Raw genomic sequence first — 13,212 nt, forward strand, 5'->3', positions numbered from 1 at the left:
GTTCCTGGGTGGCGGTCGCCACCCAGGAACCGGGCCCTTCGGCCGTCCGCTACCGGCCGACGCCCGCCGGGGCCATGCCGGCCTGCTGCCGCAGGGTCGCCACCGGGGGGCGGCGCGCCGGGCCGGTGCCCGCGATCTCCCGCACCGTCCGGCGCAGGCCCTGCTCCAGGGTGGCCATGGTCCGGCGGGCCTGCGGGGTGTCGACGTGGATGACGTTCATGTGCAGTCCCTCCTCGTCGCGCTGGAACCAGAGGCAGGCGCCGTTGGCACGGGACGACCAGACGTGGGTGGTGGGCCGCCACACGCCGTGGTGGGCGGCGCCGGGGCACCGGCGCATGTCGATGTAGGAGAAGAAGTTCACCGGGTACGGCCACGAGGTCGCGGCGAAGTGCTCGGGGGCCAGCAGTTCCCACGCCCGCACGAAGGGCACGTCGATGTGGCGGATCATCTCCGCGAAGGCGGCTCTCGCCCCGGCCATGAGGTCGGGCAGCTCCATGCCCGCCCGGACCGGGAACTCGATGGGCATCGTGTTGACGAACCAGCCGACGGCGTGCCGCCAGGGCCCGTCGCCCCGTTCGCTGACGGGCATCAGCGCGCGGTAGACGTCCGGCCCGCCGGCCTCCCGCAGGCAGCGGGCGAGCGCGGCCATGACGCCCATGAAGGGCTTGCCGCCCGCGTCCCGGCACGCCTGGTCGAACGCCGCCGTCCCCGCCGCGTCCAGCAGGGTGCAGGCGCCGTTGACGATCGGGTACAGCCGCCCCGTCTCGACCCCGAGGTCCAGCGGGAACGGCGGGAAGAAGGCGCCGGTGCGCTCCGTGAAGGCCCGCCAGTGGTCGAGGCGTCGGTCGTCGGCGGCCAGGGTGAGGAAGCGGTTCCGCTGGGTGTCGGCGAAGTCCAGGTAGCTGCCGGTTCGGGGCAGTTCCGGCTCGTCGCCGGAGAGGGCGGCGGCGTAGGCGTGGGCGATGTCGTGGGCCACGTTGGGCATCGAAACGCCGTCGCAGACGATGTGGTCGAAGGCCAGGTACACGGTGCTGCAGGCGTCGCGGACCACGGCGCCCATCGTGAACAGGGGCCACGCCAGGGTGTCGATGGTGGCGCGGAACCGGGCGGCCAGGAAGCCGCGTACCGCCTCCGTGGTGGTGAACTCGCCCAGTTCCGCCGCGTCCAGGGTCAGTCCGCCGGGGTCGTACGACGCGCACGAGAGATCACCGGCCAGCCGCTGGAACGCGCACCGCAGCACCTCGTGGCGGCGTACGAAGGAGAGCAGCGCCTCCTCCAGGGCCGCCTGGTCCAGTGGGCCGGGCAGTTCGAAGGTCACCGCGATCCAGGACGCCACCTGGTCGTCCGCATCCCGGCTCTGCTCGGCGGCCGTGAAGTGCTTGTCCTGGTTGAAGGAGGCCCGCCGGGCGGCCTCGGGCCCGCCGCCGCCCGGCGCGTCCGTCGAGCGGAGCTGCCATTCGATGAGCCTGCCAGGGGCCACATCGAGCGTCTCCAAGGGGAACTGCCGCATATCGGATCGCCTTTCCGCTCAGAGCCGACCCGTGCTCAACGAAGCCCCGCTTTCTTCGTCACGCCTGTCCGCCGCCCGCCCGCGCCCCTGGCCTCCCCGTCTCCTGCCAGTAGGATTGCGGCCATGCGGTCCTCCGGTCACTCTCCGTCCTCGCCCCGCCCGCCGCTCGGTCCGGCTCAGCACGGGCTGCTGAAGGAGCGGATCGCGCGGCAGTTGGAGCACGACATCCGGTCGGGCCGTTTCGCGGTGGGCCAGAAACTGCCGTCGGAGCGGGAGCTGGCCACCGAGTTCGAGGCCAGCCGGGGCGTCGTCCGGGAGGTGCTGCGGCGGCTGGAGGCCCAGCACCTGATCGAGGTGGCGCCGGGCCGCGGGTCGTTCGTCCGCGAGCAGGCATCCGGGCGGGCGCGGGACTACGACGCGCTGTACCGGGCGGGGCGGCCCACCGTGCGCCAGCTCATCGAGGCGCGGATCCCGATGGAGACGGAGATGGTGCGGCTGGCCGCGGAGCGGGCCACCGACGACGACATCGCGGCGCTTCGCGCGACGCGGGACGCCCTGGAGCAGGCGAGCGACGTGGTCGACAAGGCGCGCGCGGACCTCGCCTTCCACGACGCCATCGCCGTGGCGAGCAAGAACCCCGTGCTGCGGATCATGCTCTCGTCGATCAGCGGGATGATGTTCGAGCTGATGCTGCGCTCCAACTCCGACCCGTCGATCGGCAAGCCGGGCGTGCCGCACCACCCGGAGATCTTCGAGGCGCTGGAGGCGCGCGACGGGGACCTGGCCTCCCTGCGGATGCGCGAGCATCTGAGGCTGGGGCTGCTGACCTACGGGGCCGACCTGGACGTGCAGGTGGACCTCATGGCGCGCAACCACATCGAGACACTGCTGGAGCAGGGCGGCAGGGCGTAGGCCGCGCGGGGCTCACCCCCGCCCCTGGCAAGACCCGGCGCATCCGGCCACCCCTCCCCGGCACCGCCGGGCGGGCTTCCGGCGGCGTCCTGCCGGCCTCTCGTCGCCGTCCGATCGGCGAGATTCTCGCTCTGAGGGGTGTTGCATCGATGTTTCCTCCTGTTACGTTCAGCCCGACCCAACTGGTCCTACCAGTTGGACCACGTGGTCCGGAGGGTCGCGTACGTTCGTGCAGAGAGGCAAGGGACGGCGATGTCCACGAGCAGCCACCCACTGAGTCGGCGCTCCTTCGGCCGGCTCGCCGCCGTTTCGGCGGCGGCGGTCGGCACCACGGCACTCGGCGCCTGCGGACCGGGAGGGGGCAGGCCGTCGGCCAACACCCCGCTGCGGATCATGGCCATCAACCACGTGTGGTCGCAGGCGGTCAAGCGGCGGCTCGGGGAGTTCGAGGAACTCGTCGGGCGGCGGGTCTCCATGACCCTGCTGACGGCGGACCAGCTCGCGAGCAGCTACAACGTCAAGCTCAACGCGTCCGGTTCCGACGTGGACGTCATGATGGTGCGCGCCTTGCAGGAGCAGACGCTGTTCGCGCACAACGGCTGGCTGGTCGACCTGACCGACCGCGTCGAGGGCGACGCGGAGTTCGACTGGTCCGACTTCCAGAAGGCCCCCCGCGCCGCCTCGGCCACCAAGGGCCAGGTGCTCAGCGTCCCCGTCGTCACGGAACGCCCGGTCCTCTACTACCGCAAGGATCTCGCCGCCGACCTGGGCGGCGTCCCGCGCACGCTCGACGCGCTGATGGCCGCCTCGCTGGAGGCGGCCGACCGCGGCCGCGGCCGGTACGGCTTCGTCGGGCGCGGCCAGCGCAGCGGCGCCGTCTCGCAGTGGTCGAGCTTCCTCTACTCGTACGGCGGTGACTTCATCGTCGACGGCGCCTCGGGCATCGGCAGCCGGGAGGCGCTCGCCGCGTACGCGTACTACGGGCGGCTGCTGGGCCGTACCGGACCACCGGGGTCGACCAACATGAGCCTGGAGCAGGCCATGCCGATCTTCGCGCAGGGCAAGGCGGCCTTCTACATCGACGCCGACGCCATCTACAGCAGCTTCCTGGACCCGAAGGTGGCCACCCGGCAGGTGCGGGAGTCGGTGGGGTTCGCCCCGTTCCCGGCGGGTCCCGCCGGGGCGCGGCCGCACAACATCCCCTCCTGGAGTCTGGGCATCAACCAGTTCTCGCTGCTGCGCGACGACGCCTGGCAGTTCATCCGGTGGGCCGCCGGGGTGGAGCAGTCCCGCACGCTCCAGGAGGCGGGAATACCCGGGGCGCGCGCCTCGGTCTGGTCGGACCCGCGGTCCCTGCGGAAGTTCCCCGCCGAACTGGCCGAGGCGATGCGGGTCAACGCCCGGCGCGGGCTCGGCTACGACCGGCCCCGCGTCCTCCAGGTGGGCCGGGCCCGGGACATCATCGGCCGCCCACTCGTCGCGGGCATCCTGGGCGAGCCCGTCGCCCCCGCCGCGCGGGACGCCGACGCCGAGTTCGCCGACTTCCTCGTCCGCGACAACCGCCACAAGGAATCCTGATGAGCACCACCGGACTCGCCCCGGCCCCGGCCGACGCCGCCCGGGCGCCCCGCCCGGTCCCGCCGCGGCGCACCCGCACCTTCGAGCAGGCCAACCGGCGGCTGAAGTGGGCGATGCTCGCTCCGGCCCTGCTGTTCGTCGGCGCCATGATCATCTTTCCGCTGGTCTTCACCGCCGACCTGAGCGTCAGCGACGCCTTCGGCGCGGTGAACGCGGGCAAGGAGTACACCGGGCTGACCAACTTCACCGACGCGCTCGGCGACACCCGGCGGTTCTGGCCGGCCGTCGGACGCACCGTCACCTTCACCGTCGGGGCCGTGCTGCTGGAGACCGTGCTCGGGCTGGCGCTGGCGATGCTGCTGCGCAAGCCCTTCCGCGGCATGCGCTGGGTGCGCACCGTCCTGATCGTGCCGCTGCTGGCGGCGCCCGTGGCGATCGGCATCCTGTGGCTGCTGATCCTGGACCCGACCAACGGCATCGCCAACCACCTGCTGGCCTCGATCGGCCTGCCCCGCCAGGAGTTCCTCGGCTCGGTCGGGCAGTCGCTGCCCACCCTCATGCTGATCGACGTCTGGCAGTGGACGCCGATGATGACGCTGCTGCTCCTCGCCGGCCTGACCACCCTGCCCCAGGAGCCGGAGGAGGCCGCCCTCGTCGACGGCGCGGGCCCCTGGCAGCGGTTCCGGTACGTCGTCCTTCCCATGCTCGCGCCCACGCTGGCCACCGCCCTGGTCCTGCGCGCCGTGGACGCGCTCAAGACCTTCGACCTGCTGTACGCGACGAAGGGGCCGGGCGGCGGCTCCGACTTCGAGGTCGAGACGCTCAACGTCTACGCCTACGGCCTCACCTTCGACTACCAGGAGTACGGCCTCGCCGCGGCCGTCCTGGTGCTGTTCACGCTGTTCATCATCGGTGTCGTCGTCCTCATGCGCCGCCGTGGCGGAGGGAAGAACGCATGACCACTGCAACCGGCCCCGTGCCCTCCACCGCCGCGGTCCGCGACCGGCGCCGCCGGGCCGCCTCCGCCGCCCGCGCGCTCGCCGTCGTCCTGACGGTGCTCGTCTTCGCCCTGCCGATGGTGTGGATGTTCGCCGCCGCGTTCAAGACGAACGTGCAGGTGACCGACCCGTCGGTGGGCCTGTGGTTCACCCCGACGCTGGAGAACTTCCGCTCCGTCTTCGAGGCCGGGCAGATCGTCCGCTCGATGGGCAACTCGCTGCTGGTCGGGGTGGTGTCCACCGTGCTGTCCGCGGTGATCGCCGTCCCGGCCGCCTGGGCCGTGGGCCGCTTCGCGATGCACCGTACGGCCTCGGTGATTCTCGTCGCCCGCATCGTCCCGGCGATCTCCCTGCTGGTGCCCTGGTACTACCTGTTCGCGCAGATGGGGCTGGTCGGCTCGTACACCGCGCTCGTGCTGAGCCACATGTTCGTCTCCGTGCCGCTGATCATGTGGATCATGATCAGCTTCTTCGCCGGTCTGCCGGTGGAGCTGGAGGAGGCGGCGCAGGTAGACGGGGTCAGCGCGTTCGGCGCCTTCTGGCGCATCACGCTGCCCCTCGCCGCGCCGGGCACGGCGACGGCCTCCCTGCTGGCCTTCGTCTTCAGCTGGAACAACTTCATGTTCGCCCTGGTCTTCGCCGACGACACCACACAGACCGTCCCCGTGACCCTCTTCAACTTCATCTCCTACGCCAGCACCGACTGGGGCGGACTCATGGCCGCCACGACCCTGATCACCCTGCCCGTCCTCCTCGCCGCCCTGCTGGGCCAGAAGTACCTGATCGCCGGACTCACCTCCGGCGCCACCAAGGGCTGACCACCTCCCCCGCCCCACACGGAAAGAGCACCCACCGCATGAAGATCGTCGACGCGAAGGTCGTCGTCACCAGCCCCGGACGCAACTTCGTCACGCTCAAGCTGACGACCGACGACGGTCTGACGGGCCTCGGGGACGCCACCCTCAACGGACGCGAACTCGCCGTCGCCAGTTACCTGTCGGACCACGTCGCGCCGCTGCTGACCGGGGTGGACCCGCACCGCATCGAGGACACCTGGCAGTACCTGTACAGAGGCGCGTACTGGCGGCGCGGCCCGGTCACCATGGCCGCCGTCGCCGCCGTCGACGTGGCCCTGTGGGACATCAAGGCCCAGGCCGCCGGTCTCCCCCTGTACCAGCTCCTGGGCGGGGCCAGCCGCGACCGGATCGGCACCTACGGCCACGCCAACGGCCGCGACATCCCCGAACTCCTCGACTCCGTCCGCGCGCGGCTCGCCGAGGGGTACCCGGCGGTCCGCGTCCAGACCGGCATCCCGGGTCTGCGGGCGGTCTACGGCGTCCACACCACCGACAGCGGCGGCACGGCCGTCCTGCACCAGCAGGCCCGCCCGCTCGTGGAGGACTGGGACACCGACGCCTACCTGCGCCACCTGCCGGCCGTCTTCGACGCCGTCCGCTGCGAGTTCGGCCCCGAGCTGCCCCTCCTGCACGACGCCCACCACCGGCTCACGCCCATCCAGGCGGCCCGCCTCGGCAAGGACCTGGAGCCCTACCGGCCGTTCTGGCTGGAGGACTGCACCCCGGCGGAGAACCAGGAGGCGCTGCGCCTCGTGCGCCGCCACACCACCACTCCGCTGGCGGTCGGCGAGGTGTTCAACACCGTCCACGACTACCAGACCCTCATCACCGAGCAGCTCATCGACTACGCCCGCTCCGCCGTCACCCACTTCGGCGGCATCACCCCGCTCCGCAAGCTCTTCGACTTCGCCGCCCAGTACCAGGTCAAGTCCGCCATCCACGGGCCCGAGGACATCTCCCCCGTCGGCATGGCTGCCGCCCTCCACCTGGACCTGGCCGTCCACAACTTCGGCATCCAGGAGTACTCCGGCCACACCCCGCTCACCCACGAGGTCTTCCCGCACGCCTACACCTTCACCGACGGCCACCTCCACCCCGGCGACGCCCCCGGCCTCGGCGTCCGCCTCGACGAGGAGCTCGCCGCCGCCCACCCGTACGAGGCGGCGTACCTGCCCGTCAACCGCCTCCAGGACGGCACCCTGCACGACTGGTAGGCGCCGAGCGGACAGGCTGACGCGTGGGCGGACCGGCCGCGCGTCAGGGGCCGTCCGTCCGCCGCGTCCCGGCCGCGGCCGACGGGCTGGTCGGGCCCGCGGTGGTTCCGGTGCACGAAGGTGCCGCGGGCCGGGGGGCGGCGGGCCGGGTCGTGACGGGGGTGTGCGCCGCCGCCTCCCGTCCGTAGGCTCGTAGCCGGTCGGGCGCCGGGGGGCGGCATGCCCGGGGGAAAGGCGTAGGTGTGCGGATGTCCGGGAGCCGTCGGCTGCTCGCTGTCAGTGATCTCCACATCGGGTACGCGGAGAACCGCGAGATCGTCGAAGGGCTCCGCCCGGAAGGGGACGGCGACTGGCTGCTGGTCGCCGGTGACATCGGCGAGCTCGTCCGCGACGTGGAGTGGACGCTCCGCCTCCTCACCCGCCGCTTCGCCAAGGTGATCTGGACGCCCGGCAACCACGAGCTGTGGACCCCGCGCGGCGACACCGTGCAGCTCCGCGGCGAGGCGCGCTACCAGCATCTGGTCGCCCTCTGCCGCCGCCTCGGCGTGGTGACGCCGGAGGACCCGTACCCGGTCTGGGAGGGCGCCGACGGGAGCTCCACCCTGATCGTCCCCCTCTTCCTCGGCTACGACCACACCTGGCGCCCGGAGGGGACGCACACCAAGGAACAGGCGCTGGCGTACGCGTACGACACCGGGGTGGTCTGCACCGACGAGATGCTGCTGCACCCGGACCCGTACCCGGGCCGGGACGACTGGTGCCGGGCCCGTGTCGCGCTGACGCGGCGCCGGCTCGACGCCGAGCGCGAGGGACGGCCGACCGTCCTGGTGAACCACTATCCGCTGGTGCGCGAGCCCACCCGGATCCTGCGGTACCCGGAGTTCGCCCAGTGGTGCGGCACGGAACTCACCGCCGACTGGCACCTGAGGTACGAGGCGGCGGTGATGGTTTACGGCCATCTCCACATACCGCGGACCACGCGGCACGACGGGGTGCGCTTCGAGGAGGTGTCGGTCGGCTACCCGCGCGAGTGGCGGCGCCGCCCGACGCCGCCGGGACGCCTGCGCACGATCCTCCCCGCCCCGGCGTGACCGGCTCCCGGCCAGGGCCGCGCCAGGTGCGGCGGGGCGCCGCAGGGTATTCTCACCCGCGCACACGGGGGCTCGGGGGGGGCTTCCGGCGACGGGAAGAGAGCAGTGATGGCATCGACCGCCGACCAGAGTGACCCGCGAGCGGAGCGCTGACATGCTGGAGACGATCCTGCCCGAGGGGCTGAGCGTCGTGGAGACCCGCGAGGACGTGCCGGACGCCACGCTCTTCCCGGAGGAGGAGCCGGTCGTCGCCCGGGCCGTGGAGAAGCGGCGGGCGGAGTTCACCACGGTGCGCCACTGCGCCCGGCGTGCCATGGCCGAACTGGGCTTGCCCCCGGCCCCGTTGGTGCCGGGCGAGCGGGGGGCGCCGCGGTGGCCGTCCGGGGTGGTCGGCAGCATGACGCACTGCGCCGGCTACCGGGCGGCGGTGGTCGGCCGGGCCTCGGAGTTCCGGTCCGTGGGCGTCGACGCCGAGCCCCACGACGCGCTCCCCGAGGGCGTCCTCGACACGGTCGCGCTGCCGACGGAGCGCGAGCGGCTCGCGGCACTGCGCCGCGAGCGGCCCGAAGTCCATTGGGACCGGCTGCTGTTCAGCGCCAAGGAGAGCGTCTACAAGGCGTGGTTCCCGCTGACCGGGCGCTGGCTGGGCTTCGAGGAGGCCGACCTCGTGTTCGGTCCCGGACCGGGGTCGGCTGGCACCTTCGAGGCGCGGTTGCTGGTGCCCGGCCACACCACGTCCGGCGATCCGCTGACCGGGTTCGCGGGGCGGTGGCGGGTGGAGGCGGGCCTGGTCTGCACCGCGATCGCCGTCCTGGCGCCCGTACGGTCCACGCCGCCCGCACCCCGGGCGGACCGGCCGTCCTCCGCGCCGACGACGACGCCTCCGAAGCCGTAGCACACCCGCGTCTCCCCCACGGCCGGACAGGCCGTGGGGGGAGGCGTTCGTCGGTCGGGGCCCGCTCAGCAGCCGGAAGCGCCGCAGGCCCCGCCCGCCTGCTCCTCGCCGCCGGTCGGGACGCGCGGGTCCCGGTCGGTGAGGCAGTAGAGCACACCCGACGGGTCGCGCATGACGATCCATTCCTTCCCCTCGGCCACGAACCGCGCGCCGAGCGCCTCGTGCCGCACCCGGGCCGACGCGGGGTCCAGTACCGCCAGGTCGAGATGGGCGTGGGCGGGCTGCTCGTCGTCGAGCCGTTGGACGAGGAACCGCACGGGGAGGCCGAGGGGCGGCCGGAGCCGGTAGAACTCCGGCTGGGTGCTGAGCTCCGGCCGCCAGCCGGTCAGCTCGGCCCAGAAGGCGAGTTCCCGTTCGTACGCGGCGGGGCCGACGTCGAGGCAGACCTGGTCCAGCCGCTCGTCCTCGACCACCGGGGGCGGCGTACGCTCCCCGGCCCACGGCACGACGCAGAAGCCGAGCCCGGCGGGCGAGCGCAGCACGCTGAGGCCCGGCTCCTCGAACTCCACGGCGGCGCCCGCCTGTCGGGCGTGCCGGACGAAGGCCAAGACGTCCTCGACGCACAGGTCCACGTGTGTTCCGCCGGGCCCGCCGGCCACCGACTGGTGCTTGACGCAGGGGTCGGCGTTGCCGGGCGGCAGGAAGGTGACGAACTCCCCGCCCTCCCCGCGCAGAGGGGAGAGTGCGGTGCCGGTGACGGCCGCCCAGAAGGTGCGGACGGCTTCCTCCGTCGGCTGGGGCCGGTCGGCGAAGGCGTAGATCCAGCGGATCGCGGGAGGCGGTGTGGCCGAGGGCGGGGTCATCGGGTCCTCCGGAGTCGGTGCCGTGGGGGGCGCCCCTCGATGATCGCGCAGGATCGCGGGCGGCGTCCCCGAACCCGGCGGGCTCGCGCGCCCGGTTCGCGCGCCGGGCGGTGGCTCAGCCGCCTTCCGCGACAGCCCGTCCGGTCCGCGCGGTGCTCTGGGCCGCTCAGGAGGCGAGGAACCGCAGCCCCTCCTCGGTGGCGGACCCGGGCTCTGCCGTCCAGATGACGAGTTGCTGATCGGGGTCGGTGGTGGCGGTGAGGGTGTCCCGGTCGAGGACCAGCGAGGGGGTGGCCGTCCACGCCTCGGCGCCGAAGGAGCCCTCGCCTCCCTCCACGACCACCTGGTCGCGGCCTGCCCCGGCCGCCCCCACAGCGGGACCTCGGCACCGGGGCGGGCGTAGCCGGGCGGGGCGTGCCTCTCTACGCGCCGGGGGCCGGGCGTCCGGTGAGCGACCAGGCAAGTTCGGCGCGCAGCGGGCCCGAGCGGGCCACCAGGTTGCCGTGGTCGGAGGCGAGCGGGGCGAGCTGGGAGCCGTGGCAGAGCACGGCGGCGCGTTTGGCGGCCCATTCCTCGTCGTCCAGCCGCAGGTCGTGGGCGACGGCGCAGTGGTGGTGGCGTGTCAGCTCCTGGTAGGCGAGGCCCCACTTCTGGCTGGCCGCCAGCGCGGCCGAGGCGCCGTCGGTCGCCCACTCGGGGAGGTGGCCGGTGTAGGGCAGGTCGGCGTAGACGAGGGTGCGGGGTGCGCCGGGCCGGTCGAGGGCGGCCAGGGCCTGGTGGCGGACCCGCTCGTGGTCCGGCTGGTTGGTGCCGAGCGGCACCAGGACCGTGGTGTCGGCGCCGAGTCCGGACAGCAGGGAGTCCAGGCCGGTCAGCGGTCCGTCGGTGCCGTAAGGGCCGTCGGGGTCGGGCAGCAGGGTCTGCTCCGCGTCCAGCAGGGCGCAGGCGCGGGCGTCCTCGGCGCGGCGGCAGGCGTACGCCTCACCGGCCGAGGAGAAGCCGCAGGTGGCGTCCCACCAGGAGACGGGGGCGCCGTCGGGTGGTGGTCCGCCGAAGACGGTGACCACGGTCAGCGGGCGAGGCAGCCGCCGGACGAGGCCCGCGACGGAGAGGGCCGCGTCGTCGAAGTGGGGCGAGAGGACGACGGTGCGCCAGGGCTGGGTCATGCGTCACCTGCTTCGGGGAGGGCGGGGCGCGGACGGGGCACGCGCAGGTCGGCGAAGGCGGCGTCCCAGGCGTGGTCGTCGCCCTCCCACCGCCCGGGGGCTCCGGCGACCGTGCGCGGGAGGATGCCGGGTGGCAGGGCTTCGGCGTCGGCGGGGGCGGTCCGGCGCAGCCACAGAAGGGTGGAGCGGTGACCGGGGTGGGCGGCGGCGAGGACGGCGCGCAGCCGCCGCACGTCGTCGGCGGTCGCCTCGTCGAAGGCGTCGAGGTGGACGTGGAGCACGTGCGCCGGGGAGGCGGCCAGCTGGTGCCAGCGCCGGGCGAGCGCCGCGAACTTTGCTTGGACACGAGGTAGTTGGGCGTCGATGTCGCTCTGGGTGAGGTGTTCGCCGTCGCTGGGGGTGAACTCGTGGAAGAAGCGGATGTCGCTCCCCCGGTCCAGCGCGCACAGCCCGTCGCTGAAGGGCTCGACCGCGCCGGTACGCAGCACGTCGCGGAAGCCTCCGTCCACGGCTTCGGTGACGGCGTCCAGGTCGAGGTCGAGCCAGTCGAAGAAGTGGGCGCGCTCGACACCGGTGATCCGGCGGAGCTGGTACGTGGTCTCGCAGTGGTAGCCGAGGCCGACACAGGCGTCGAAGGAGGGCTGGCCTGCGGGGCCGGCCGGGGCGGGGGCGCGATGCGTGTGCACGGTCATACCCCGTCAGCGGGAGGCGGCTGTCGGGGCCGCGGGGCCGGTCCGGCGTAGGAGCAGGCCGTGGCTGCCGCGTTTGGTGAGGTAGGCGCGGCCGCCGCAGACCGCTTCGACGCGGGGCGCCACCAGGACCGTCTCCTCGGCCACCTCCCAGTGCGGGGATGCGGCGAGCCAGGGCCGGAGGGTGGTCCGCAGCGCCTCCGGTTCGAGAGCGAGGAGGACGAGGTCGGCGGGGAGCCGGTCGATCAGGGCGGGGTCCTGGCCGTAGTAGAGCATCTCGATCAGCAGGTGGGGGCCGCGTGGGCCCGCACCGTCGGCCAGTTCCTTCAGCCCGGCCGCCGAGACGGCGAGCCGCTCGACCCCGGCGAGGGCGGTACTCAGGCGGCGCCGGAAGCGGTCGTTGGGTTCGGTGGCGTGCACCTGGTGGCCGGCCGCGAGGAGGCGGCGGGTCAGGGCACCCTCACAGGCGCCGACCTCGACCAGCGGTGCCGTTCCGGCGGGGCAGTGGCGGCCGATCCAGGCGAGGGTGGTGTCCAGCCGGGCGCGTTCGTAGGGCGAGGCGGCGAACTCCCACGGGTCGTCGACCTCGGCGGCGTCCTCCCCCAGGCTGGCCAGGAGCGCGTACAGCCGGACCGCTTCGTCGGGGCGGGAGCGGAAGAAGCGCTCCGAGGCGGGGACGCGCGAGGTGTCGACGCGGTACTGCGGGGAGTCGGAGGAGAGCAGGGCCGAGCAGTGGAGGTTGACGAACTCCCTCTTGATCGCGACGAGTTCAGGGGTGAGCGGTACGTCCTCGTCGCTGACGACCTGGAGGTACGGCGAATACCCGACCGCGTGGCGGACCGGTAGGCCGTGCGCGGCGCGGGCGGTGTCCCGCCCCAGCCGGGCGCGCGCCTCCCGGTTGTCGGCGGGGGAATGCGTCCAGACCAGGACTTCGCGCCCCGCGGCCGCTTTCCGGATCCGCGCGGCGACATCGTGGCCCCCGGGGCGGGAACGCGGCGGGTCCTCGGCGGGCCGTACGTGCGGGGCGAGCAGGGCCAGTCGCCCGGCCGTCCCCGTACCGGAGGGCAGGGTGACGGTGAGGGCGGGATCGGCGAGGAGGACCACCGCCTCGTCGCGCGGCTCCCGGCTCAGCACGGAGAGGAATTCGAGTACGGCGTCCTCGGCACGGACGCACACCAAGACATCGATCACGGGCAGTCCTGTCTGTCGCGGCGCCGCCCGGGTGGGACGTCGTCCGAGAGCGCGAGCGGCACCGGCACGGCGGTCTCCGCCAACAGGACTAGACCTATCACGGAGGATGCGGAGGACCTCGGGGCTGGTGTGATTTTTGGTCTACTCCACACCTCGGCACGGCCGTCACCTCCCCAGGCGGCCACCGAAGCGGAAGGACGCCCGACCCGCCTGACCGGCGGCAGCGCCCCCGGTCGGGGCGCAGGACC

The 13,212-nt window shown here is 73.4% G+C and carries 12 protein-coding genes and 1 pseudogene; 7 read left to right on the forward strand and 6 right to left on the reverse strand.

Going from position 1 to position 13,212, the window contains the following annotated elements:
* Positions 1 to 49: 49 nt before the first annotated feature.
* The gene (locus ACFWMZ_RS13370; protein WP_383201487.1) at positions 50 to 1,510 is read right to left on the reverse strand and encodes a condensation domain-containing protein; all 1,461 of its coding nucleotides are present in this window, start codon (positions 1,508 to 1,510) and stop codon (positions 50 to 52) included.
* A 123-nt stretch (positions 1,511 to 1,633) separates the two neighbouring features.
* On the opposite strand from ACFWMZ_RS13370, the gene ACFWMZ_RS13375 reads away from it, so the two are divergent.
* The 7 genes from ACFWMZ_RS13375 to ACFWMZ_RS13405 all read left to right on the forward strand — a co-directional run bounded on the left by ACFWMZ_RS13375 (position 1,634) and on the right by ACFWMZ_RS13405 (position 9,055).
* Positions 1,634 to 2,422, forward strand: a complete 789-nt coding sequence (locus ACFWMZ_RS13375; RefSeq protein ID WP_383171481.1) for a FadR/GntR family transcriptional regulator — start codon at positions 1,634 to 1,636, stop codon at positions 2,420 to 2,422.
* Positions 2,423 to 2,674: 252 nt separating this feature from the next.
* The gene (locus ACFWMZ_RS13380) at positions 2,675 to 4,000 is read left to right on the forward strand and encodes an ABC transporter substrate-binding protein (protein WP_383201490.1); all 1,326 of its coding nucleotides are present in this window, start codon (positions 2,675 to 2,677) and stop codon (positions 3,998 to 4,000) included.
* Positions 4,000 to 4,959, forward strand: coding sequence for a carbohydrate ABC transporter permease (locus tag ACFWMZ_RS13385; RefSeq protein WP_383171475.1), 960 nt, complete (start codon positions 4,000 to 4,002; stop codon positions 4,957 to 4,959). The genes ACFWMZ_RS13380 and ACFWMZ_RS13385 overlap by 1 nt, the downstream gene beginning before the upstream one ends.
* A complete protein-coding gene (locus ACFWMZ_RS13390; protein WP_383171473.1) occupies positions 4,956 to 5,816 on the forward strand; it encodes a carbohydrate ABC transporter permease in 861 nt (286 codons plus the stop codon). Before ACFWMZ_RS13385 ends, ACFWMZ_RS13390 begins: the two co-directional genes overlap by 4 nt.
* A 38-nt stretch (positions 5,817 to 5,854) precedes the next feature.
* Entirely contained in the window at positions 5,855 to 7,069 is a 1,215-nt protein-coding gene (manD, locus tag ACFWMZ_RS13395; protein WP_383171470.1) for a D-mannonate dehydratase ManD, read from the forward strand.
* 248 nt (positions 7,070 to 7,317) lie between these two features.
* Positions 7,318 to 8,160, forward strand: coding sequence for a metallophosphoesterase family protein (locus tag ACFWMZ_RS13400; RefSeq protein WP_383201493.1), 843 nt, complete (start codon positions 7,318 to 7,320; stop codon positions 8,158 to 8,160).
* Positions 8,161 to 8,314: 154 nt separating this feature from the next.
* Entirely contained in the window at positions 8,315 to 9,055 is a 741-nt protein-coding gene (locus ACFWMZ_RS13405) for a 4'-phosphopantetheinyl transferase (RefSeq protein ID WP_383171465.1), read from the forward strand.
* Between the two features lie 65 nt (positions 9,056 to 9,120).
* Here the strand turns inward: ACFWMZ_RS13405 and ACFWMZ_RS13410 are convergent, their stop codons facing one another.
* The 5 genes and pseudogenes from ACFWMZ_RS13410 to ACFWMZ_RS13430 all read right to left on the reverse strand — a co-directional run bounded on the left by ACFWMZ_RS13410 (position 9,121) and on the right by ACFWMZ_RS13430 (position 12,964).
* Positions 9,121 to 9,918: a VOC family protein gene (locus ACFWMZ_RS13410; RefSeq protein ID WP_383201496.1), complete on the reverse strand. Its 798-nt coding sequence runs from the start codon at positions 9,916 to 9,918 to the stop codon at positions 9,121 to 9,123.
* 166 nt (positions 9,919 to 10,084) lie between these two features.
* Positions 10,085 to 10,201, reverse strand: a pseudogene (locus tag ACFWMZ_RS13415) (transcriptional regulator); the annotation flags it as partial.
* Between the two features lie 139 nt (positions 10,202 to 10,340).
* Entirely contained in the window at positions 10,341 to 11,084 is a 744-nt protein-coding gene (locus tag ACFWMZ_RS13420) for a PIG-L deacetylase family protein (RefSeq protein ID WP_383171457.1), read from the reverse strand.
* Positions 11,081 to 11,776 carry a DUF1796 family putative cysteine peptidase gene (locus ACFWMZ_RS13425; protein ID WP_383201499.1) on the reverse strand — a complete coding sequence of 232 codons (696 nt, stop codon included), beginning with the start codon at positions 11,774 to 11,776 and terminating at the stop codon, positions 11,081 to 11,083. Before ACFWMZ_RS13425 ends, ACFWMZ_RS13420 begins: the two co-directional genes overlap by 4 nt.
* Before the next feature lie 6 nt (positions 11,777 to 11,782).
* Entirely contained in the window at positions 11,783 to 12,964 is a 1,182-nt protein-coding gene (locus tag ACFWMZ_RS13430) for a hypothetical protein (protein WP_383201502.1), read from the reverse strand.
* Positions 12,965 to 13,212: the final 248 nt, after the last annotated feature.

It is taken from the genome of Streptomyces sp. NPDC058373, assembly GCF_042723275.1.
GTDB lineage: Bacteria > Actinomycetota > Actinomycetes > Streptomycetales > Streptomycetaceae > Streptomyces.